The sequence below is a fragment of the Seonamhaeicola marinus genome (assembly GCF_008085455.1).
In genome coordinates, this window is record NZ_VSDQ01000729.1 from 436,809 (window position 1) to 460,434 (window position 23,626).

Consider the following 23,626-nt stretch of genomic DNA (forward strand, 5'->3'; position numbering starts at 1 on the left):
ATGGCAGAAGAAATAGTAAATCGCGTAGCGAATAGTAAATTAATTACTTTAGATCTTGAGGATTTTTATCCTGAGGGTAAAAGAATCGTTTTCGATATTAAAGATTGGTTATTTGAAGGCTTCGTGCTACGTGAAAAAGATTTTAGAGCACAAGTGAAAGATTTTGATTGGTCGCAATATCAAGATGCCTACGTAGCTTTGACTTGCAGTTCTGATGCCATTATTCCGGGTTGGGCTTATATGTTGCTCACTATTCAGTTAGCACCCTATGCCAAACGCGTTGTTGTAGGTACTTTAGAAACCTTAGAAACATCGGTTTATCAAGATATCATTACAGATCTAGACACTTCAATTTTTAAAGATAAACCCGTAATAATAAAGGGCTGTTCCAACAAACCAGTGCCTCAAAACGCTTACATTATGTTAACCAATAAGCTTAAGCCAATAGCAAAATCTATTATGTATGGTGAGGCTTGTTCTTCTGTTCCACTTCATAAAAACCGCTAAATTCTTGTGACTTTATAGTTTTTAATGGGTCGAAAAAAAGGTGTTAATTGTGGTTTTAACCTGATTAACATTTGTTAAAATTAGTATATATTTGACCTCATTTTAAAAACTAAATTACAATGAAAAAACTATTATTTTTTGCTCTTTTAAGCTTAAGTGTATCTTATACTTACGCCCAAACTAAAGAAGAATTACAAGCTAAAAAGGCAGAAAAACAAGCTGAAGCAGATGCTGCTCAAGCAGAAGCTAACAAATTACAAGCACAAATTGATGCCCTTCCTGGTTGGAGAACTGGTGCCTTTGGTACTATTGGAGGTAGCTTATCTGGTTTTAATAACTGGTACGCTCAGGGTGCACCTAATAACAACTCAGGCAACATTGGATTTACTGTTAATGCATATGCCAATTTAATTCAAGATAAATTCTTTTGGAGAAACTCATTAACAACAAATTTAAATTGGGTTAAACTTGATGATAAAGATGATCCAAATGATAAAGATAGTTTTGAACCTACAACTGATGTATTCAACATTTCATCTCTTTATGGTAGAAACATTACTAAGACGCTTGCTGCCTCTGGATTATTAGAATACAGAACAACTTTATTAGACAACTTTAATGACCCAGGATACTTAGATGTTGGTGTTGGTGCTACATGGACTCCAGCTAAAAATTTAGTTGTTGTAATACACCCTTTAAACTACAATTTTGTTTTTGCTGATAATGATGCTGTTTTTGACTCATCTTTGGGTGCTAAAATAGTGGCAGATTACTCAAGACAACTTGGTGCTATAAGTTTTAAAACTAACTTATCTGCGTTCCAAAGTTATAAATCTAGCGATTTATCTAACTGGACTTGGACTAACTCCTTTAGTTACACGCTTTGGAAAATGATTGGTGTTGGTTTCGATTTTGGTTTACGTAGCAACAAACAGGAGGCTTTAAACTATGCCCTTGCACAAACTCCTGCTACGGCAACAGGATTTGATGATGTTGATAACGATTTACAAAGCTATTGGACATTTGGTCTAAGCTATAAATTTTAATAAATCATAAATCTACTTTGAACAAAAAAAAGGCTCTAAATATAATTTTAGAGCCTTTTTTATTTGATAAAATATAACCTTTTCTGCCTTACTCCATATCCTCATAATTATAATCAGGATATAAAAAGTGATTATATGGAAAACGCGTAATATGAATCTCTCTTACCTCATCATAAACGCGCTTTTTAAAGTCTTCTAAGTTACTTTTATTTATTGCCGAAATGAACAGAGCATTGTTACCTATTTTATTCATCCAAGTGCTTTTCCACTCCTCTAAAGAATAGTTCGCTTTGGTTCTTTCCGTCACTAAATCATCTTCGTCTATAGGTTCTTGTTTGTAAGCATCAATTTTATTAAACACCATAATGGTTGGTTTATCACTACTTTTAATTTCACCTAAAATCTTGTTTACCGAGGCTATATGCTCCTCAAAATTTGGATGAGAAATATCAACAACATGAAGCAATAAATCGGCTTCCCTTACTTCATCTAATGTACTCTTAAAACTATCTACTAATTGTGTTGGCAATTTTCTAATAAACCCAACCGTGTCACTTAACAAAAATGGTAAGTTCTGAATTACTACTTTTCTAACTGTTGTATCAAGCGTTGCAAATAATTTGTTTTCAGCAAATACCTTACTCTTACTTATTACATTCATAAGAGTAGATTTACCAACGTTAGTATAACCAACCAAAGCCACACGCACCATCTTACCTCGGTTACCACGTTGTACAGCCATCTGCTTGTCAATAGTCTTTATTTTGGCCTTTAAAAGAGCTATTTTATCTCGAACAATACGTCTATCTGTTTCTATCTCCGTTTCACCAGGACCACGCATACCGATACCACCTTTTTGACGCTCAAGGTGTGTCCACATTCCCCTTAATCTAGGAAGTAAATATTCACACTGGGCCAATTCCACTTGTGTTCTTGCGTAACTCGTCTGAGCGCGTTGCGCAAAAATGTCCAAGATCAAATTGGTTCTGTCTAGAACTTTCACATTAAGAATTTTACTAATATTTCGCTCTTGAGCTGCTGAGAGCTCATCATCAAAAATGGCAGTTCCAACTTTATTGTCTTCAATAAACTGGCGCACATCTTCCATCTTACCAGATCCTATAAATGTTTTAGAATTTGGCATTTCCATTTTTTGAGTAAATCGTTTTAAAACCTCTCCACCGGCAGTATGGGTTAAAAACTCTAATTCATCTAAATACTCTTTAGACTGAACTTCGTCTTGATCTTTAGTTATAATACCAATTAAAACTGCTTTTTCTAAGGCAATATCTTTCTTCTCTATCATAAATCGAATTGCTAAAGGTCTCCTTGATTTTTATCAAGGTTACCACTGAAATTGTCATTCTCGCAAAAGCGGGAATCGAAACAAAAAACTTTCGTTCAAAATTAAAACGTTAAGAAAGAAATATTTTTGTTGCGCAAAGTTACGCAATTACAACAATTTAAATTCACAAATTGCTGCGCAACATAATTGTTCTGCTATCCATTTAAATTGTCATTCTGGCAAATGCGCGAATCTAAAAAATAAAGAATCCATAGAATTCTTTATTTTTATATTTTAGCGTCTATTTTGATTTTTATGAGTGATTTATTTGAGGGCATCCCGATTCAAGAGAATATGCAAACCATTGCATTTTACAATGTTGAAAATCTTTTTGATTTAGAGGAAGATCAGCACACCAACGATAACGACTTTTTACCAACTTCCGCCAAGAAATGGACTCCCAAACGATACAAAAACAAATTAAGAAAATTAGGGTTTGCAATTTCTAATATTGGGAAGAAAGAAACTGGCAAACACCCAGCTATTGTTGGATTAGCAGAAGTTGAAAATGCTAAAGTTCTTGAAGACCTTTTAAACTCTAAACACCTAGAGGATTTAAGTTACAATTATGTGCATTACGAATCTCCCGATGAACGTGGTATAGATGTAGCACTTATTTATGATGAAAATGCTTTTGAAGTTACCAATTCTGAGGCATTTAGTGTACCTCTTACAGATGAAGACGGTACACCAGACTATACCAGAGACATTCTACTTGTAAGTGGCAATTTAGATAACCAACCTATTCATGTTATTGTAAACCATTGGTCTTCTAGACGAGAAGGCACAAGAGAAACAGAACATAAACGACTTGCATCTTCAGAGCAGGTTGCAAATATCTTAAGAACATTGCATCATGAAAATGAGGCAGCTAAAATAGTTGTGATTGGCGATTTTAATGATGAACCTCATAATAATAGTATTGTGCGCTTAGTTGAAGGATTTAATCTTTATAATCCGTTTGAAACACTTCGCTCTTATAACAGGGGAACAGTAAGCAGATTTAAGCAATGGAGTCTTTTTGATCAAGTATTTTTTACCTCAAACTTTTTTAAAAGTTCCAATGAGGAATTCGAATATTACAACGCCAATATATTTGATGAAGACTTTTTAAAACAGTTTAGAGGCAGATTTAAAGGGTCTCCTTTTAGAACATATGTTGGTAAAAAGTATAAAGGGGGTTACAGCGACCATTTTCCTGTTTACGCTATTTTTAAGCGATAGTTATCGCTTAATATTCAAATAAAATTGATTTCAAAAAGCTGAATGGGTTGCTTCTTTCCACGAAGAAGTAAATCATCAATTTTAGTAAATGAAAAGGTGTTATCTTTTTCGAGACTATCCATTAATTGTCCTGAGATGAGGATTTTAGAATTGTAGTTATTACACTCCGCCTGAATACGTGCAGATGTGTTTAAAATATCTCCTGTGTAAACAATATCTTTTTTAATAATCCCTATTTCTCCTGCTGTGACTGAACCGATGTGGTAACCGGCCTTAAATTCTGGTATAAGTCCAAACGCTTTGAGGTATTTATCGCTATGCGAATTAATGGCTTTTGAAATTTTTCTAAAACAATGCAAACAATTATTCTTATGAATACCTTGTTTTTGCTTCCATGTTATCACTATTTCATCCCCAACGTATTGATATACTTCTCCAGAGGTTTCTAAAATAGCGTTGGTCATATCGGCATAATACGTTCTCAATAGCTCAAAATACTTTTGATGCCCCAGATTTTCGGCAATTGCGGTTGAAGATTTCATATCCAAAAACATAAATATGCGCACTTCTGGTTTTGGTCTATGGTACTTCCCAAAGTAATTAAACAGTGCATTATTACCCATATAATCCTTAATTTCAGAATAAAACAATGCAAGATCCAAAACAACACCAACATAAAGTATCACACTCCAAAAAGCGAATTTAGAGATAAAACCGAATACCATATTGATTACAACAGGATCAAAAACTGACGTATCGTAGAGGTAGGCATTATTTATAAGTGCAATAACAATTACAAATACGAATACAAAAACCAGATAAAAAATACTCTTAAAGGCTATTTTTATCCAAAAGGGCGATCTTCTAAAGTATTTCTTCAGCCAAAAAATTTCAACAACACCTTGAACTATTCCCATTAAAAAGCTTCCTACACAAACCATGAATAGTGAATTAATGACATTGTACTTATTACCCGTAGCAGGATAGTACGTGAGTCTTCCTAGAATACCATATTCTAACATGACATAAACAAGCCCAAAAAACAACCATATGAGTCCGAAGGAAAATATTTGTATGAAATAACGCTTATATAATGGATGCAATTGCATCATGTAAAGATAAATATTTCATCTCTATTTCCTTTTTAGAGATAGTCTTAATATGGTGTATAATCAATGCTCACATCATCTAGTTCATAAACCCCATCGAAAGATTCTTTGTCCGCCCCTGTATATTTAAAAGCGATATGGATAGTTCCTGAGAGACATGATAAATCTACATTACCAGAATTAAACCAAGTTGTAAAAGAATCTGAATCTTTAACCACATAAGCATCGGATAAAACACTCCATGTTGCCGAGGTTACATTAGCTTCTGTACCATCCCAATCTTGGGAATACAGTACTTCCATAAAACTACTATCTGCTCTACTATTAGAGGTTTTAAAACGGAGTGTTTCTCCGTCTTGAGTATCTAGATCAATTTTGGGAGTAATTAACCAACCTACGTTCTTCGTATCCCCAGAACTGGCTGACTGAAATCTTGCAGAACGGCCTAAAGAGGCATTGGTTGATGTTGAAGACCAAGCTTCCCATCCTTCGGAACCTTCTTCAATATAATTTGTCCAACCATTACCTTTTACCAAACGGTTGTTCCGTTGCGATTCAAAATCTTCGAAGAATAGATTATCAGTTCCAAATGATGTTGCCAGCCCGCAGGAGAATTCTAATGGATCACATCTTTCTGTATTATCAAAATTTATAGATGCGAAACTTAAAGGTTGAATCACACTAAAATTATCTCTAAAATCCCGATTTAACACTCCAACTACACTCCCCTTTCCTTTAGGAACTAGTAATGCTTTAAAATCAGAAAATGTACTTGTTTGTAGTATCATTTGAATACCCGAATCGCAACTTTCCAACAACCGTAAACCATCAAATTCATCAAAAGACTCACTAGCAAAAGTGGCTCCTAATTCAAACCTATTCAATTGCATATTATTCAATTGAATTAGGGTGTTTTCATCTGCTTCGGTTAAATCTTCTAAATTCACTGCTTTGGGTTCTATTTCTTCTATTACTGTGCTTCTTAATACAATATCTTTATATTCTGCTGCTTGAATTTGTTTTACATTAACCGCGTCTCCTTTTCCAATGGTTAAAACACCGCTGGTTTCTCCAATGGTTAGCCCATTCAACTTAACATATACTTTTTGTCCGAACTGATAGGTGTCTGATAAATTACTCTTATTAATAGCTATCTTAAATCCAAGTCTTGGGTCGTTATCTGGATTACTATCATCTATTTTATTCTGAATGATGAGTTCTTCAAAAAAATTTCCAGCCCTATCCGAAGAGATTACATAACCTTCAAGATAAATAGCGTCTTGAATTACAACAGTAGTATTTCCGTCATTGACAGCTTGTTCATATAAAGATTTGATGGCTTTAAATGTTGTGATTTGGTTTTGCGGAACTTCGAGTTCAGACACTGAAATATCCGGAATACTGTATGCATCATCTTTAACACATGATACTAACAATACTACTAGAGTTAGAGTGAAAATCGATTTTAGATTGTTGAGTTTGATTATCTGCATAGTTTTGTTTTTTCAACCGCCATTGTGAGGAACGAAGCAATCTTGAGTTCATTATTAAATAGACTGCTACGGTCGTTCCTCCCTCACAGTGATATCATGCGTTCTAGAATCTGAGATTAAGGTTTAAGAAGTAGGTTGTTCCTCTTCCATACCAATATTTTGGCCCAAAAACTGGAGTATCTAGTGCTTTATCATCTCGTAATTCTCTATAGTTAGCGTTTCTACCTTGTTCAAATCCGCCAGTTTTATAGACTTCATCTAACAGGTTGTTGATACTTGCAAAAAAACCAACATAATACGCTCCTATTTTCCATGATTTTCCTCCTACCAAATTAATTACCATATAATCATCAAATCGTTCTTGTTTTAACAACTCTCTAGCCAAATCTTCATCATAATCATTAAACACATTTCCATCAAAATCTGTGTTAAAATTTGAAGACCTAGTTAATGGGCTCACATCAAGGTAGGTGTTTGAGAAAAAATTAGCCGTGGCCCCAAACCACCAATATTCTGGGTCCCTATATTCAAACCCCACGGAATAGGCATTTTGAGGACCAGATGCCAGCTTATAATTTTTTAATTGTGATTGACCAAAATCTTTAAAACCATTAATAAAACCAGCTTCTACAGACTCTTGGTCGGGCTCTGTAGAAAGATAAAGGTTAGGGTTATTAGCGTATGTGAATTGACCAACCGATGCTGCCCCCTTTAATTTAATACTAGACGTTACTTGAGCCTCAATACCTAATTCCGCACCTAAATGTTTTTTATCAATTCCTTGTAAAATCTCCTGAACGAAAACGGCATTATCTCCACCAATACCGTCGGCAAAGAAGAAGGAAATCTCGTTTGCATCTATTATTTTGGTGTAATAACAAGTAAGTTTTGCTTGAACAATAGGCGACCTTAGCATATAACTAAGATCAACTGCTATGATACCTTCTTCGGAACCATTAGGGACTATGTTATGATTTTCTCTAGAATTTGAAAAGGTATTTTGAATGGAGGGTGCTCTTGAAATGTATCCTGCATTTACATTAAACAGATGCTTTCCTGTAAGTTTTAATGTTGCACCGGCTTTTGCCCCAAATCCCGTAAAGGACAATTGTTCCCCTTTACCTAAGGAACTATTTGGAAAACCACCATTTTGATAGACACCTTCCCTTTGGTATTGGGTTTGTTTTACACTCCCTGAAACATAAAAATCCAGCTTACTATAGGTAAATTGTGCCTGAACAAAAGCGTTAAATTCATTGGCTAATATATTGTAATGATACTTAAATTTATCACCTTCACCCACCAATCTATTTGGATTTAACATATCGTTCTGAGCTTTGTTAATATCAGAAGCAAAACCATCAATATCTAAATACGTTGAAGCTCCAAAAAGGTCTACCACTTGGGCAAAATTTTCAGAATTTAGGTTTTTATATCCAATAGATGCATTCAAAATAGCATTATCATTTAGTTGCTTATTTAAGATGGTATTTATGGTTAACTGGGTATCATCTACTCTATCTTCGTACAACGCATAAATGGCATTTCCTCCATTATAGGAGTTACTTATATTAGCATCATACATCGCGTTCCAATTAATCTGACCTCCATCCTGAAACTCTTTTAAAGCGATATATGCAAATTGTAAGTCGTTTGGAAAGTTCCTTTCGAAGTAACTTGGTAGTTTTTGATAGTAGGTTGGACTTGGATTTGCACCGCCTCCTTCGGGGAATCCATTTATTAAATCGGTTCCATTATAATCTAAGCGGCTATTTCCTAGTTTTCCAAATTGATAGCCAATATTGGTAGTCAAGGACATACTATCATCTAAATTCCAATAATGATTAAGCATTATAATGGGTTCATTCACTTCCTTAATTCTCGAGTTCCGTTTTTTGCCATTTTGCCATCCCCAATACGCATTGTATTTTATATCCTTTAAACCATAAACTTCTTGGGTGTTAGGTGAGGATTTACCTCTCCTATTAGGTGTATAAATAGCTGTTAACCCCAAACTATGTTTTTCATTAAACTTCTTTTCAACCGATGCAAAAAACGAATTGGAATTGTATGATGTGGCATCTTGATAGCCCTCATTTCCCCACCGTCTCCCCAAAGAAATTGTGTAAGCCCAATTGTTTGACAAAAGACCTGAAGCGTAAGTAGCCATCACCCTGTTGGTATAACTTCTATTTGAAGATGAATACGTAATTCTTCTTCCTAGTTTGGCTTCTGAAGCTCTTAAATTAATATTAGTGCTACCTAAAACACCCCCAAATGTATAGCTAGAAGGAGATAATCCTGAGGCTAATTCCTGATTACGTAATACATCATTAACACCTCCCCAATTGCTCCATTGCGGCCTACCATTGTAAACCTTATTCACCTCAATTCCATTGAGTAAAATGGTGCCGTTATTGGAATCCAGACCACGTATTCTAAAAAAAGAAGAACTAAACTCAAACGCAGCCGTTCTTTGAAATACATCAAGCGACGATGCTAACAAACCCGAAATATTATCGGCACCACTAGCATCATCATTGAGTTCATCATCAGACAAAGTAATTGTAAACAAATCTTCAGTTTCGGAAAGATCTCTTTCTAAAGTCATATCGGATATGTTTAACATCTGACCTTCATTTATAACAATTGGAAATCGTTTAGTTATATAACCCTTTTTTGAAATTTTTAAGACGTGTTCTCCAAATGGAATATGGCTTCTGAATTCGAACTCACCTAATTGGTTGGTAAGCGTCTTTATATTGGTGTTTTCAACCTCAACTAAAACACCTACAATAGGTTTAAAACTATAATCTTCCTTTACACTCCCAAAAACTCTTGTATTTTGAGTGTATGCAGAAAAGGTAATAAAATAGATATATGAAAGAAAAAACGTTTTATTCATAGCAGAATAAGCATCAAATATTCACGAAATGTAAACTATTTCTTTATAAAAAACCAAATTTGTATTATTTTTATTTAATGCAATTCAAACAAAAACTTTCAAAATTTCAATTTTTATTTGCTGTTTTTTTCGTGGTTCTGGTCGGTAACACTCAAGAAAAAAAGCGCTATAAAATTCATACAATAGCTTTTTATAATTTAGAAAATCTGTTTGATGCCATAAACGAACCTAATAAGCTTGATGAATACAGCCCCATTATGGAAATTAAAACTGATAGAGCAAAAGTTTATAAACGGAAAATTAAAAATATGGCTCGTGTTATTTCGGATATTGGCTATGACAGTTCTAAAAATACACCAAGTATTATAGGTGTTTGTGAAATTGAAAATCATGTGGTACTAGAGGATTTGGTTAACTCTCCTGATTTAATTGATAGCGATTATGGTATTATTCAATATGATTCACCTGATGCTCGAGGAATAGATGTTGCTTTACTATACCAAAAGCGCATTTTTACTCCCTTGCATAGCAAAACCTATGAACTTAAAATCTATGACAGGGAAGACAACAAGAGAATCTATACCAGAGATCAACTATTAGTTAGTGGGAAATTAGAAAACGAAGACATACATATACTGGTAAATCACTGGCCCTCAAGACGTGGCGGCGAAACTAAAAGCAGATCTAAAAGAATAGCTGCTGCACAACTGAGTAAACATATTATTGACTCTTTACAAACCAAGAACCCCTATTCAAAAGTAGTTATTATGGGAGACCTTAATGACAATCCAACAAACGTAAGTGTAAAAAAGATTCTTAAAGCCAAAACTAAGAAAGGAAAAGTAGGACTTAAAGGTATTTACAATCCTTTTACCAAATTTTATAACAATGGTCTTGGTACCACAGCCTATAGAGATACATGGAGTTTATTTGATCAAATTTTAGTTACAAAACCATTTTTGACAAAAGATTACACCTCGTTAAAACTTTATAAAGCCAGAATTTTTAATAAAAACTATTTAATTACTAAAAGTGGCACATACAAGGGCTACCCCTTTAGAAGTTGGTCTAATGGAGGTTTCTCAAATGGTTACAGCGACCATTTCCCTGTTTATATACAAATTGTAAAAGAAGTTAAAAAATAGCAAGGATGTCTTCCTATATTATCCCATCCAAGTGCTCCAAGGAATTCTTGATAATAAAAGAACTAAAGCTATAGAATAGAATACTGCAATCTTTTTATGCTTTGCTTTAGAGGTTAGCATCTTTTTATGTTTTGAGTATCCTATTGTTATTAAGGCAATTGCAAGAATATTTACAAAAGGGTGCTCTACCAAATACAATCTGGCCAAACTATTACTCATAACTCCCCCACCTAGCTCACTCCAAAGATCAAATCTTGGTGATACAAAATATAAAACTAAACCTATTAACAATTGTACATGAGATAGTATTAAAGTAAATAAGGCTATTCTAAAATCTTGCGGACTATATTCCTTAGAACCTTTAATAATGGCGTTAAAAACGGCAATAATTAAGATTACTAATACTAAATATGCCCAATAAGAGTGTAAATTAAGAATGACTTCGTACATGATGTAATTGTTTTAGAATTTCAAAAATAATGATTTTAATCTATAAAAAAACCGCTTCTTAAAAGAAGCGGCTTCAATTTTATAATAGTTAGAACTACTGCCATTTATTCTCTGCATTTTCACCTCCCCATATAAGGGTTGCTAAATACGGATTGTCTATAAACGGATTTCTATTACCTTGAGCTCCAAGAATTATTGTATTTCGTTGTTCTTCAAAGGGAGACACAGGGTCTTCTATATTCCATTTTAAAAATAGCTCAATACTACCTACTCTTGTAAAGGATTCTCCATATCTTAAGTTAAGATACATCATCATTCTTGCAACATCGCCTTTCCATTCATCTCCAGGATACCAAGTTTCACCAATTAATTGATACGTTCCCGTACCATCCGCAAAAGGATAATTAAGTCTATCACTATTTACGGTTGCATCACAGGCTCTTAAATGATGCAAATCTGTTACGGCATCATCAGAAGTTAAAAGTGATTGTGGATAAACATGCTCGGTGTTAAACGTTTGCGGTGAATACGAATTAGATCCCGACGTATACTCCTCCCAATATCTACTTTCTCCTGAATACATTAAAATTACATTATCGGTATTGTTAAGATCTTCATCTGCATTATAAAGATAATTATGCCTTTCTCCATAGGATAATATTGTTGTGTGCTTTGTTTTGGTAACGTCTTCAAGTTCGTCCTGCATAATATCGGAATCCATTACAAAAAGAACATTATCGTAGTACGTTTGCAAAGCCGCAGGAATATTAAAATTAATTGGGGCTAATACATTTAACGTTACAGTTGCAGTTGAACACGAATTAGGGGAATCGTCATCGCAAATGGAATACGTAAAGCTATCGTTACCCGTAAAATCTGTTGGTGGTTCATAGCTTATGGTACCATTTGAATTAAGGGTTACTGTCCCTAAAGTTGCACTATCGTTCAAAGAACTTAAAACAGCATCATCTATAACCGAATCATTATTTAAAACGGTAGAGATGGTATTAACTTGATTTCTTAAAACAGTTATGGCGTCATCAACTGCAGTAGGATTTCCTTCATCCAAAACATTGATATTTACAGTTCCCGTAGCACAAGTTGGGGTAGCATCATTATCACATAAGGTATAGGTGAAGGTATCCATTCCAGAAAAACCATTTATTGCAGTATAGGTTATAGAACCATCATTATTTAAGACAACTGTTCCTGATGTTGCAGAATCATCTATTGACGTTAATTCAGCCCCATCAACAATTGTATCATTGTTTAAAATAGTTGTGAATTGAGAGGTTGTGTTTTCAGTAACTTCAAAACTATCATCAACAGCCACTGGATCTCCTAGGTCTGAAACCGTAACAGTTACCGTTGCTGTAGCGCAGTTTGGCGTACTTAAACCATCACAAATGGTGTAAGTGAAGGTATCCGTTCCAGAAAAATCTTGAGGAGGTGTATAAATAAGCCTGTTGGATAATTCTATAACAGAACCATTATTTGACGAAGATGCATCAAAATCTGAAATAGACGCATTATTTCGCAAAGTATCATTATCTAAGACACTAATAGTTACGGCTGTATTTTCCGGTGTACTAGCGGAATCATTAACCGCCACAGGAGGATCAGCTGGTGCAGGATCATCACTACCACCACAAGCAAAAACTAACAGTACCAAAAGGGAATAAATCTTTTTCATTTACATTTACATTTTAGCCAAAAAACCCCTTACAACCGTAAGGGGTTTTTAATTATTTTATTTTGAATATTATTCATTTAATACCCAAGCTCCGTTTTCCTTAATTAGTTTAAAAGTTTCCGTTCCATTTGATCCATTATAAATATCAAATGTAACAGCGTACTTTTGACCATTGTCTGCCGAAGGATTAATATCATTTAACAAGAAAGCAAGCGCTTCTACAACCATATCGTCTTTCCATTCTGCAGAATTTCCAACACGTCTTTCAAAATTCCCAAATCTATCCATACTACTTGTTGCATCTGGGTATTTATCTGTAAACTGACTCACAATTTTACCGTAATCTGCACCTAGTAATGTATAGTTAATAGTATTGTCTGGTACCCAAGCTCCTTTTTCGAAACCATATTGGAATGACGTTGCAATAACATCTGGAGTTAAGTTCCATTTATCTCCATCAAAAATACTATGTCCGTATTTAGTAGATACACCTCCTGCGAAGAAATCGTATTGTACCATTGCAACATCTCCAGCCTGAGCATAAGGGAATAAATCTTCTAAGAAGATATCTAGTATATAGACGTTGCTACTACTAAAGTTAGGGAATCTAAACCCGAAAGTATCAAAATCAGCTCTTTGGAACGCATATGGGAATTCCCAATCACCATCATTCTTAGCCACTACAGCAGAAACCTCAACAGTAGTTGCATTTTCAACATATGCACCACCTGTATACAATAATGTAACAGTTTCAGTACCTACAGAACCATTGTAAATAGCATAGGTAACGGCGTAAACATCACCTTCATTAGCTGCTGGTAAAACAATGTTAAGTGCTTCTAAAATCATAGCATCAGTCCAAGCATTTCCGCTTGATCCAACTCTAACATCAAAACTTCCGAATCTACCTAAGTTTGACGCTGGGTCTGGATATGCAGCCGCCAAATCTGCAGCTATAGTATCGTAATCATCACCCGTTAACGTATATGCCGTAGAACTACCTCCTGTTGCATCAACATCAAGCTTTAAGAAATTGTATCCATTATGTTGAACAACGAAAGACTCAGATCCAGAGCTACCGTCATAAATTGCAAATGTTACCACAACCACTTGACCTGTGTTGTACTCTGATGCTAAAATAGCGGTAAGTGCTTCAAGAATCATATCGTCTGACCAATAAGAATCTCTATCTGATCTTCTTTCAAAGTTACCAAATCTACCTGCACTTGAAGTTGCTTCTGGATATTTAGAACTTAAAGCACTTTCAATAGCTTCGAAATCATCATCGTTAAGTGTATAAGCTAAAACCTCTGCATTATAGGTTAGTTCTACGAATGTTCCATTGGTTGCAGTCTCATAGTTAGATGATAAATAATCATCAATACCGCTAAGGCTAGAGATTGTCTCTGAAGTAGATAATGTTTCTGGAACAGTTTCTGCAAACAAATTGTAACCAACGTTAACCAGAGATCCTTCTCCCCAAACAGGATATTTATCTGCTAAAAAGTCTGGTATAATTAAATCTGCTTGATCTTGACTTTCAAAATATTCTTCTCCGCTTAATTCTGTTTCAAACTCTTCGTAATCTTCAGTTGTAAACGTATAATTTTCAACACCTTGAATAAAATCTACACCTGGAGTTTCCGCAGCATCAAGATCATTATAAATATCATCTAGAGGGTTACAACCTACAAAGGTAACCGCTAAGATTAATGTGATTAAATAAATTAAATTTTTCATTTTCAAATTTTTTAAAAATTAAGTTTTACCCCTACACTAAACGTTCTTCCAAAACCATAATAAACTAAGGCAGTTTGGGCTGTAGATCCAGCACCGTCTTGTGCATCAGAAATATATTCTGTATCAAATACGTTATTTACTCTTCCTGTTAATGTAGTATCAAAAGGCCCTAATTTAAAGTCGTGTTTTAAGACAGCGTCAAAAATCCCAAAATCAGGTAATTTCCATGGTTGTACTGGGTCAGTAGCTAATTCAGCTGCTATTTCTTCTGGAGTAGCACCACTAACACCTCTATCACTTGGGTCAAAATCAGCGTAATTATCAGCAAAATAATTATAGTCAAGTATTAACCTAGTTTCATCAGATATACTATAATTTAAACCTAAGGCTGCAGTAGTTTGAGCAGCATCACCTACTTTTAATCCGGCGATATGTAAATTGAAAGGTGAATCGTCAATCTCTTCTTGTTCTTCATTAAAAATTCTAACATTAGCCACATTGTTATCCCAAGTCCAATCTCCTAAAGATAGCATACCTGTAATGTTTATTCTCTCAGTAGCTTTATAATTAAAGTCTATTTCTATACCTTGATGTATTGCATTAACTCCTAAAATATTTGCAGTAGCTCTTGTGCCATCAGGTTGTTGAAAAGATGCTGTTTCAGTTCTATCATTCCAAGATGTTCTATATAAGTTTACGTTAGCAGATAATCTTTCACTTCTGTAACCATAACCTAATTCAAAACTTGTAATTTTTTCGTTTTCAGCATCTGCATTAATATTATCATTGCTGAAGTTTAAGAATACCGCATCAAAATCTGCTGCTCTTTCGAAATAACCAACATTAGCAAATACATTGTGATTGCTATCTATTCTGTAATTTCCACCCCCTTTAACACTGAAACCGAAAAAGTTGTAGGTATCTGTCTCTTGAATAGGATCTGTATCTAAATAATTAAAGTAATCTATTCTTTTATAAGACGTATTAGAAGCTGCTAAAGCAAGGTAAGTATTAAGTTTTTCGTTAACATCGTATTCAAGCTGACCAAAAGCTCCTATCCATCCAACTTTACCATCATTATGGTAGTTAATTTTATCTCCAACTCTAGTTAAATTATTAGGGTTGTTTTCGTCACTATCGTCTAACCAATATTGACCTCCTAATAAATCTGTTACTTCTTGGAAGTGAATTCCTGTATACGATCTAAAATCTAAACCAGTTAATAATACTAAATCATCAGAAAGATGTGTCTTTAAAGTAGATAATACACCATACCAGTTATGGTCATTACGAGAAGCTCTTAAAATAGTCTCAGATCCATTTGCACCAAGTGCTTCGTTTTCAGCTGCTATGATATCAAAGTTAATTGGCCCATATAAACCAGATCTATAAGGACTAACACCGTTAGCACCTAATCCAAATTTATTGGTACCTCTGATACCTCCACCTCCACCAGAACCAAAGGATACGTAGGCAGAAGTATTAAGTGACGTGTTCTCACTTAAAGTCCAATAGTGATTTAAGGATATTTGAGGCTTGTGATAAAAGTTATCTTCCTGAAATGTTAACTGCCCTTGCTTGTATCCCCAATCGGCATTAAATTTTCTGCCTCTATCACTATTTTTAAAAGTTTCTATTAACTGTCTGTTTTGTCTTTGTCCGTGACGTTGTTTAGCTCCAAATGCGCTAAAAGCAATCTTATGGGCATCATTAATCTTTTTAGAAATATTGATAAAATAATTAAACCCTGTGAATTCAGTTCCGTCTACATAACCATCTCCTTCAGTTTTCGCAGCAGAAATTGTGGCAGCAAAACCATTATCTAATAATCCAGTTGAATAGGTCATTCCATATTTAAAATAACCATCATTTGCAATAGAAGTAATTAAATTACCACCTTGCTCAACATCTGTTGTTTTAGTAACAACATTAATTGTTCCTCCAATAGAAGGCACTGCAATTTTTGAAGCTCCAAGTCCTCTTTGAACTTGCATTTGGCTAGTTACGTCTCCAAGACCTGCCCAGTTAGACCAGAAAACACGTCCATTTTCCATATCATTAACAGGAATACCGTTAATCATAACAGCTACGTTTTCAGATTGGAACCCTCTAATATTTACACGAGCGTCACCATAACCACCACCTTGTTTAGTAGCATAAATACCTGGTGTTGATCTTAAAACTTCTGGAAACTCTTGGTTACCTAATTTTAATTCAATATCTGCAGATTTAATTGTTGAAACCGCAACAGGCGTTTTTCTATCTACGGCTACAGAAGCCATAATTAAAACTTCTTCTAGACCAACTTGGCTAGATTCAAGCTCAATAACTCCTAAATCTGCACTTCCAGAAAAAGTTATTGTTTTAGTATTATATCCAACAAAAGAAATTTCAATCTCTCCAGAAGATGACGATGTATTTAAAGTAAAATTACCATCAAAGTCTGTAGTTACACCATTAGATGTACCCTTCTCGATAACATTTGCTCCTGGAAGTGGCACACTCGAACCAACCTCTACAATTGTACCCGAGATAGTCTGAGCAAAAATTGTTGCACTAAATAACATAGTTACAGTCAACAATAATAATTGAGTAGTTTTTTTCATAATTATGAATTAATTAATTGAATTAGTCATGCAAAAATACGGATAATAGCTGGTTATATGTTAAGCATATGTTAACATATATTAACAATTATTGCACATAAAAAAAACTTAATTCGCAAAATTACCTATCAAATATTGTGTTTTTAATTACAAATTGTAAGTAATTAAGCAATTGCTTTTTTTCTTCAGTTTTTAGGCATATCTTTATTAGTTTTCCTTTTCTGAATGTTGAAGGGGAATCACAAGTTCACAAACATAACTCACTCATTTCCAAAACATAGCTTTAACATCTTCTCAAAAGAAGTTCTCCAATTGTATCATATACCCTTAAAAAAAAGGCTCAAATACTAAAGTATCTGAGCCTTTTTTAATCGTAAACGAGTTTATAATACTATCTAAATTTTTTGTAGTATGCTAATAGATTTGTTGTTGAAGATTCATGTTGATTTGTTACATCTCCGTTAAATTCTTGTAAAATCTTTGAGGCCAATTGTTTTCCTAGCTCCACGCCAAACTGATCATAACTAAAAATATTCCAAATTACACCTTGAACAAATATTTTATGTTCATACATAGCAATTAACTTCCCTAAGCTTTTTGGTGTTAATTTCTCAATGAAAATAGAATTGGTAGGTTTATTACCTTCAAATATTTTAAACGGAATTATTTCTTTAGCTGTTCCTTCTGCAATTACTTGTGCCTCCGTTTTACCATTTAGCAATGCTTCAGTCTGCGCTAAATAATTTGATATTAATTTATCTTGATGATCTTGGTTACCATGCAACGACTTAGCAAACCCAATAAAATCTGCGGGAATTAATTTTGTGCCTTGATGAATTAACTGAAAGAATGCGTGTTGAGAATTTGTTCCTGGCTCTCCCCAAATTAGAGTACCAGTTTGATAATCTATAAAATCGCCATTTCTATCTACACTTTTACCATTACTCTCCATAATACCTTGTTGGAGATAGGTTGCAAATTGGTTTAAGTATTGCGAATATGGAATTATTGCTTCACTTTCAGCATTGAAAAAGTTATTATACCAAATACTTAGCAAACCTAAAACTACAGGGATATTAGAATCAAAATCTTCATTTTTAAAATGTTCATCCATAGCGTTAGCGCCTTCTAATAAACTAGCGTAGTTTTCATACCCTACAGCTAAACTAATAGAAAGTCCAACGGCACTCCATAAAGAGAAACGCCCTCCTACCCAATTCCACATTGGAAAGATATTATCTGGATCTATTCCAAAACTTTTAACAGCATCAAGATTGGTAGATACAGCAACAAAATGCTTTGCTATATCTTCCTGAGAAGCCGATTGCAAAAACCAATCTTTTATAGTATTTGCATTAGATAATGTTTCTTGAGTAGTAAATGTTTTAGATACCACTACAAATAATGTGGTCTCTGGATCTAATTTTTTAATCACCTCATTTACATGGTCTCCATCTACATTGCTGACAAAATACGTTGTTAGGTCGTTTTTGTAATACTGAAGCGAATCTACTACCATTGCAGGACCAAGGTCTGAACCTCCTATACCGATGTTTACAACATGCGTAAATGATTTACCAGTATATCCTTTTCTTTCGCCATTCACTACTTCATTCGTAAAGGTTTCAATTTTCTTCTTTACACTGTACACTTCTGGAATAACATTTTCTCCTTCGACATTTACAACCGCAGTTTCAGGTGCTCTTAAAGCCGAATGTAAAACTGCTCTTCCTTCTGTTTGATTTATTATTTCACCAGAAAACTGACTTTCTATAGCCTCTTTTAATTTTACGTCTTTAGCTAATTCAAGTAAATATTTAAAAGTCTCTTCTGTAATTCTGTTTTTAGAATAATCTACATAAAAGTCCTCCCATTTAATGGTAAATTTATTTGCTCTTTCTGCATCTTGAGCAAATAGGTCTTTCATTTGTAAATTGTTTACTTCATTAAAATGATTTTGAAGTTTTTTCCAAGCCTCGGTTTGCGTTGGATTAATTGTTGGTAAAGCCATTGCTAATAATTATGGGTAATAAGGTTAGTGTTGTTCGTTATTGTATCCTCTGGAATAGTTTTCTCAACTTCATCAAAAGGAATAGCATCTAATTGTATTTTTATAGGTTTTATAAAATCTAAATATTTTGCCTTAAGTGAATCAGAAATTGGTTTTGCTTCAGGTAATTTTTGCTTAAAAGGATCTACTTGCCTCCCATTTACCCAAAAACGGTAACAGACATGTGGCCCGCCTGTATTACCAGTCATACCTACCCAACCAATAACATCGCCTTGTTTTACAAATTCTCCAACTTTTACCTTTCGTCTTTTCATGTGGAGATATTGCGTTTCATAAGTAGCATTATGTCTAATTTTAACATAATTCCCATTACCACCTCTTCGTTCAGATTTGGTTACAGTACCATTTGCAGTAGCCATAATTTCTGTTCCTATGGGTGCAGCAAAGTCTGTTCCTCTATGCGCTCTTATTTTATATCCATAAACCGCTATTCTTCGTCTTAAATTATAACGGGACGAAATTCTACTAAACTTTACTGGAGCTTTTAGAAAGGCACGTCTTAAATTTTTCGCTTCTTCATTAAAATAGTCTATTACACCTTTTACGGAATCCGTTTCAAATTGGAAAGCATAAAACGGTTCGGTATTATGTTCAAAATAGGCCGCTTTAACATCGTGTACACCAGTATAAATAGAATCATCAATATATTTGTCTGTGTAGATTACTTTAAATCTATCTCCTTTTTGAAGGCGTCTAAAGTCAATAGTCCAAGCATAGATATTGTCTGCCAATAAGTTGGTGAGTACCGCACTAACACCTTTTTCATCAAGGGTTACGGAAATACTATTATCAATAACTCCTGTTACCGTTTTCTCTACATATTTTATAGGTTTTTTACCTTTAAATGCATGTATAGAGTCTTTAAAATTAATAACTACATACTCTTCTTTTGTAGGTTGATAAATGAAAGATTCCGGAAGTTCTAAAGAATCTTTGGAACAAAGAATGGTATAGGGTTTACCCGCTTGAAAAAATCTAGCAATATTATAGGTCTCTTTTGTCTTTTCAGCAATGTGAAATATTTTCGGATAACCTATCTTATTTTGTTCTAAAATTTGTCCAAAGCTTTCACCCGATTTAACCGTATCTCTTTTAACTACGTACTCATTGAGATTAAACCCAAATTCATATATATCTTTTGGTTTTTCTACCTCAACAACCTCTTCTTCTAAGACTTCTTTTTTATCTTCCTTACAAGCGCTAAAAAGAGCTAGCGCAAACATTAATAATATTAAATATTTGTTCCCCAATCTTCTATTTCTTTTTTGGTCCATAACTCCGGAAAAAATATTCTTTTTTGGTATTTAGGATGCATATATTTAACCCATTCACTACCTCCAGTAGCCTCAGCAGTTTTTCCGCCAATATTTAAGTAATGATTTGCGGTATTGTAGTGTGCCATAACCCACTTTACATTTACCGTATAATCGTAATGACGCATGGCTTCAATTAATGCTTTATCTTTCTGAATTTCAACAGGTAATTCTTTAAATTTTGACCAAAGATTATTCTTTCCATAAAATTTGCTAAATCTAAGAAACTCTTCTTTATATCTTTCTTCAAAAACTGTTAAAGTATAGGTTTTTTTTCCTGTTTTAAAGTCCTTACCGGCAGCTTGCCAATACAAATGTTCGAAAGCTTCTTCATAGGACGCTTCTTTATCAAAATCATCTCTAAATCTCTTATCTATAAGATTGATAAGTTCTGTGGAAGCAAATTCTATTTTTCTGTACTGAGCACTTTGAAAGCCGCTAGCAGGTATTAAGGTTTGTCTAAACTGATTGTACTGTTCTATACTCATACCATCTTTCATAATACTGAAAGATGATGTTAACACATCAAAATAACGACTAATACGCATTATTTTATCTGTAAACATTCCTCCATCAACAATGTTACTTTTGGCAACCTGCTCAATTTCAGAGAGTATCATTTTAAACAGTAACTCAGTTACCTGATGATATATTATGAATACCTTTTCATCTGGAAAATCAGTTCTAGGCAATTGTAAGCTCAACAAAGCATCGGTATGGATATAATCCCAATAAGTAATGGGTTTACTATGCAATAGGCCTTCTAAATGATCTTCTACATCTTGGTCTATTGCCTTATATTTCTCATTAAGTTGGTTGCTAATGTCTTTGTTTAAACCCATTAATTTTTAACTACTATTTGAAAAGGATATTTTAACCCTTTAAAGGCGTCCAGGTCTGCTCTTAGTGAGCCTACCGCCAAATCTGCCTTGATGCGCAAAGGTACTTTATTTTTGTCTTTTGACACCCATAGTGTTAAACTTTCTTCTTCCTTAAATACACGTCCTGCCATAACATATGGCCTAAATTTTAAGGATTCTACTTTACCAAAATCTGTATTTATAGTTTCTTCTCCTAAATACCTCAATTTAAAGCCATAATTTTCTTTATCAAAAAACATATCAACCCTTACCTCATCTCCAATCTGCATGGTTTCTGTTTTTAAATTATTTCTTAAATAATAAAACGTAGATACCATATCTTGGATATTTGGTCTCGTATCGAACACATATTTCTTATTATGCTTTTTATCATTTATATGCGCCTTGTTATTGACTTGATCAAACTCTATTTCCAAGTCTTTTGTATACCCTCCTTCGTTAATATTTCTAACAAACTTATAGGGCAACAAAGTACTTTTATCAAAATAACTCTCATATTGGTCTTCTACTTTAAAAAACCATTTTATCATACCGGTAGTCCAACCTTTACCAACTACATGGTACACATCTTTATCGCCTAGCTTTGAATCTTTTACGGTAAGTGTAGCATTTCCTGCCTTTAAAAAGTTACTGTAGCTCATTTTAAATTTAAACCATTCTCCATCTCCAAAAGAAGACTCTTGAGCAAAGGATACTTTAAATGCGCTTAATACTAATAATATAAGTAGTAGTTTTTTCATCTTTTATTGGGTTAAGTAATAAACTCCTATAGCTTATTTTTATTGCTTTTAGCATAGAAATTACAATTACTATTCCAAAAATATAAAAAAAATAAGACAGCCCCTTTTTAGTAAGAAGTTCTTAACGATAATTTGTTACATGAAAAACGCCAACTCTTTTTCAAAGTTGGCGATTATGTTATAAAAGTAAACGTTATTATAACGTTCCTCTTTTAGCTTGTTCTCTTTCTATAGATTCAAAAAGCGCCTTAAAATTACCTGCTCCAAAACCTCTTGCTCCCATTCTCTGAATAATCTCAAAGAATAAAGTTGGCCTATCCTCCACTGGTTTGGTGAAGATTTGAAGTAAATAACCTTCTTCATCGGCATCAATCATGATACCCAAACTTTTTAATGTTTCAATATCTTCTCTTAATTCGTGATTATGTTCTAATAAACGTTCTGGCACCGCCTCGTAATACGCATCAGGAGGTGTGGACAAAAACTCAACACCTCTAGCGCGCATACCTTTAACGGTTTTTATTATATCATCCGTAGCAACCGCTATATGTTGTACGCCAGCACCCTCATAAAAGTCTAAATATTCTTCTATTTGAGATCTTTTCTTTCCTTCCGCAGGTTCATTAATTGGAAACTTTATGCGGCCATTTCCATTACTCATCACTTTACTCATTAATGCTGAGTACTCCGTATGTATTTGTTTGTCATCAAAGGATAAAAAATTCTCAAATCCCATAACATCTTCATACCATTTCACCCAAGTATTCATTTGCCCCCAACCTACATTACCTACCATATGATCTACATATTTTAAGCCCAGAGGTTCTGGATTGTAATCTGATTTCCATTCTACAAACCCAGGCATAAATACACCCTTGTAATTTTTACGTTCAACAAACATATGCACCGTTTCTCCGTATGTATAAATCCCTGCTTTAACAACTTCGCCGTGTTCATCTGTTTCTGTTACTGGCTCTAAATACGACTTTGCTCCTCTACTGGTTGTTTCTTCATAAGCTTTTTTTGCATCTTCGACCCATAAGGCAATAACTTTTACGCCATCTCCATGTTTTACAATATGCTCATTAATTGGATGCTTTGAATTTAAAGGCGTTGTTAAAACTAAACGTATTTTATCCTGCTTAAGCACATAAGAGACAGTGTCTTGACTGCCAGTCTCTAAACCTTTATAGGCATACGATCGAAACCCAAAAGCCGTTTTATAAAAGTGCGCTGCTTGTTTTGCATTACCCACATAGAATTCTACATAGTCTGTTCCCAAAAGAGGCAAAAAATCTTGCGCTCCTTCAAATATTTTTTCTAAACCGTAGTTTACTGATTTTATGTCTTTACTCATT

At 34.0% G+C, this 23,626-nt stretch carries 17 protein-coding genes; 4 read left to right on the top strand and 13 right to left on the bottom strand.

Translation table 11 applies throughout. The annotated features are described in order from the left end of the window. The gene (locus FUA24_RS22990; protein WP_148545593.1) at positions 1-507 is read left to right on the top strand and encodes a DUF2480 family protein; all 507 of its coding nucleotides are present in this window, start codon (positions 1-3) and stop codon (positions 505-507) included. A gap of 119 nt (positions 508-626) precedes the next feature. Further along, a complete protein-coding gene (locus tag FUA24_RS22995) occupies positions 627-1,553 on the top strand; it encodes a DUF3078 domain-containing protein (protein ID WP_148545595.1) in 927 nt (308 codons plus the stop codon). Between the two features lie 88 nt (positions 1,554-1,641). On the opposite strand, the gene hflX is transcribed toward FUA24_RS22995, so the two are convergent. Then, positions 1,642-2,859, bottom strand: a complete 1,218-nt coding sequence (gene hflX, locus FUA24_RS23000; RefSeq protein ID WP_148545597.1) for a GTPase HflX — start codon at positions 2,857-2,859, stop codon at positions 1,642-1,644. A gap of 294 nt (positions 2,860-3,153) precedes the next feature. On the opposite strand from hflX, the gene FUA24_RS23005 reads away from it, so the two are divergent. After that, positions 3,154-4,122: an endonuclease/exonuclease/phosphatase family protein gene (locus tag FUA24_RS23005; protein ID WP_148545599.1), complete on the top strand. Its 969-nt coding sequence runs from the start codon at positions 3,154-3,156 to the stop codon at positions 4,120-4,122. A 14-nt stretch (positions 4,123-4,136) separates the two neighbouring features. On the opposite strand, the gene FUA24_RS23010 is transcribed toward FUA24_RS23005, so the two are convergent. From FUA24_RS23010 to FUA24_RS23020, 3 genes are all read right to left on the bottom strand, one after another. Further along, a complete protein-coding gene (locus FUA24_RS23010) occupies positions 4,137-5,234 on the bottom strand; it encodes an adenylate/guanylate cyclase domain-containing protein (RefSeq protein ID WP_148545601.1) in 1,098 nt (365 codons plus the stop codon). A gap of 44 nt (positions 5,235-5,278) precedes the next feature. Then, the gene (locus tag FUA24_RS23015) at positions 5,279-6,724 is read right to left on the bottom strand and encodes a DUF5689 domain-containing protein (protein WP_148545603.1); all 1,446 of its coding nucleotides are present in this window, start codon (positions 6,722-6,724) and stop codon (positions 5,279-5,281) included. Between the two features lie 103 nt (positions 6,725-6,827). Next, the gene (locus FUA24_RS23020; RefSeq protein ID WP_148545605.1) at positions 6,828-9,629 is read right to left on the bottom strand and encodes a TonB-dependent receptor; all 2,802 of its coding nucleotides are present in this window, start codon (positions 9,627-9,629) and stop codon (positions 6,828-6,830) included. A gap of 77 nt (positions 9,630-9,706) precedes the next feature. Between FUA24_RS23020 and FUA24_RS23025 the strand changes: the two genes are divergently transcribed. Then, positions 9,707-10,774 carry an endonuclease/exonuclease/phosphatase family protein gene (locus tag FUA24_RS23025; protein WP_222861381.1) on the top strand — a complete coding sequence of 356 codons (1,068 nt, stop codon included), beginning with the start codon at positions 9,707-9,709 and terminating at the stop codon, positions 10,772-10,774. Between the two features lie 18 nt (positions 10,775-10,792). On the opposite strand, the gene FUA24_RS23030 is transcribed toward FUA24_RS23025, so the two are convergent. From FUA24_RS23030 to hppD, 9 genes are all read right to left on the bottom strand, one after another. Beyond that, positions 10,793-11,224 (bottom strand): hypothetical protein, encoded by a 432-nt coding sequence (locus FUA24_RS23030; RefSeq protein WP_148545607.1) that lies wholly within the window; start codon positions 11,222-11,224, stop codon positions 10,793-10,795. Positions 11,225-11,318: 94 nt separating this feature from the next. Continuing rightward, positions 11,319-12,917, bottom strand: coding sequence for an Ig-like domain-containing protein (locus tag FUA24_RS23035; RefSeq protein ID WP_148545608.1), 1,599 nt, complete (start codon positions 12,915-12,917; stop codon positions 11,319-11,321). Positions 12,918-12,986: 69 nt separating this feature from the next. Continuing rightward, entirely contained in the window at positions 12,987-14,657 is a 1,671-nt protein-coding gene (locus FUA24_RS23040; protein WP_148545610.1) for a hypothetical protein, read from the bottom strand. An 11-nt stretch (positions 14,658-14,668) separates the two neighbouring features. Further along, a complete protein-coding gene (locus FUA24_RS23045; protein ID WP_148545612.1) occupies positions 14,669-17,263 on the bottom strand; it encodes a TonB-dependent receptor in 2,595 nt (864 codons plus the stop codon). A 391-nt stretch (positions 17,264-17,654) separates the two neighbouring features. Next, positions 17,655-19,274 carry a glucose-6-phosphate isomerase gene (gene pgi / locus FUA24_RS23050; protein ID WP_148545614.1) on the bottom strand — a complete coding sequence of 540 codons (1,620 nt, stop codon included), beginning with the start codon at positions 19,272-19,274 and terminating at the stop codon, positions 17,655-17,657. Between the two features lie 2 nt (positions 19,275-19,276). Continuing rightward, positions 19,277-20,557 (bottom strand): peptidoglycan DD-metalloendopeptidase family protein, encoded by a 1,281-nt coding sequence (locus tag FUA24_RS23055; protein WP_246147145.1) that lies wholly within the window; start codon positions 20,555-20,557, stop codon positions 19,277-19,279. An 8-nt stretch (positions 20,558-20,565) separates the two neighbouring features. Beyond that, positions 20,566-21,489 carry a tryptophan 2,3-dioxygenase family protein gene (locus FUA24_RS23060; protein ID WP_148545618.1) on the bottom strand — a complete coding sequence of 308 codons (924 nt, stop codon included), beginning with the start codon at positions 21,487-21,489 and terminating at the stop codon, positions 20,566-20,568. Further along, entirely contained in the window at positions 21,489-22,268 is a 780-nt protein-coding gene (locus FUA24_RS23065; protein ID WP_148545620.1) for a DUF3108 domain-containing protein, read from the bottom strand. The genes FUA24_RS23060 and FUA24_RS23065 overlap by 1 nt, the downstream gene beginning before the upstream one ends. 196 nt (positions 22,269-22,464) lie before the next feature. After that, on the bottom strand, positions 22,465-23,625 hold the full coding sequence (gene hppD, locus FUA24_RS23070; protein ID WP_148545621.1) for a 4-hydroxyphenylpyruvate dioxygenase: 1,161 nt from the start codon (positions 23,623-23,625) through the stop codon (positions 22,465-22,467). Position 23,626 lies beyond the last annotated feature (1 nt).

Excerpts from the sequence above, each read along its gene's own strand:
- FUA24_RS23020 (WP_148545605.1), bottom strand. The coding sequence starts at position 9,629 with ATGAATAAAACGTTTTTTCTTTCATATATCTATTTTATTACCTTTTCT.
- FUA24_RS23030 (WP_148545607.1), bottom strand. The coding sequence starts at position 11,224 with ATGTACGAAGTCATTCTTAATTTACACTCTTATTGGGCATATTTAGTA.
- hflX (WP_148545597.1), bottom strand. The coding sequence starts at position 2,859 with ATGATAGAGAAGAAAGATATTGCCTTAGAAAAAGCAGTTTTAATTGGT.
- FUA24_RS23015 (WP_148545603.1), bottom strand. The coding sequence starts at position 6,724 with ATGCAGATAATCAAACTCAACAATCTAAAATCGATTTTCACTCTAACT.
- FUA24_RS22990 (WP_148545593.1), top strand. The coding sequence starts at position 1 with ATGGCAGAAGAAATAGTAAATCGCGTAGCGAATAGTAAATTAATTACT.
- hppD (WP_148545621.1), bottom strand. The coding sequence starts at position 23,625 with ATGAGTAAAGACATAAAATCAGTAAACTACGGTTTAGAAAAAATATTT.
- FUA24_RS23040 (WP_148545610.1), bottom strand. The coding sequence starts at position 14,657 with ATGAAAAATTTAATTTATTTAATCACATTAATCTTAGCGGTTACCTTT.
- FUA24_RS22995 (WP_148545595.1), top strand. The coding sequence starts at position 627 with ATGAAAAAACTATTATTTTTTGCTCTTTTAAGCTTAAGTGTATCTTAT.
- FUA24_RS23045 (WP_148545612.1), bottom strand. The coding sequence starts at position 17,263 with ATGAAAAAAACTACTCAATTATTATTGTTGACTGTAACTATGTTATTT.
- pgi (WP_148545614.1), bottom strand. The coding sequence starts at position 19,274 with ATGGCTTTACCAACAATTAATCCAACGCAAACCGAGGCTTGGAAAAAA.
- FUA24_RS23060 (WP_148545618.1), bottom strand. The coding sequence starts at position 21,489 with ATGGGTTTAAACAAAGACATTAGCAACCAACTTAATGAGAAATATAAG.
- FUA24_RS23055 (WP_246147145.1), bottom strand. The coding sequence starts at position 20,557 with ATGTTTGCGCTAGCTCTTTTTAGCGCTTGTAAGGAAGATAAAAAAGAA.
- FUA24_RS23025 (WP_222861381.1), top strand. The coding sequence starts at position 9,707 with ATGCAATTCAAACAAAAACTTTCAAAATTTCAATTTTTATTTGCTGTT.
- FUA24_RS23005 (WP_148545599.1), top strand. The coding sequence starts at position 3,154 with ATGAGTGATTTATTTGAGGGCATCCCGATTCAAGAGAATATGCAAACC.
- FUA24_RS23065 (WP_148545620.1), bottom strand. The coding sequence starts at position 22,268 with ATGAAAAAACTACTACTTATATTATTAGTATTAAGCGCATTTAAAGTA.
- FUA24_RS23010 (WP_148545601.1), bottom strand. The coding sequence starts at position 5,234 with ATGATGCAATTGCATCCATTATATAAGCGTTATTTCATACAAATATTT.
- FUA24_RS23035 (WP_148545608.1), bottom strand. The coding sequence starts at position 12,917 with ATGAAAAAGATTTATTCCCTTTTGGTACTGTTAGTTTTTGCTTGTGGT.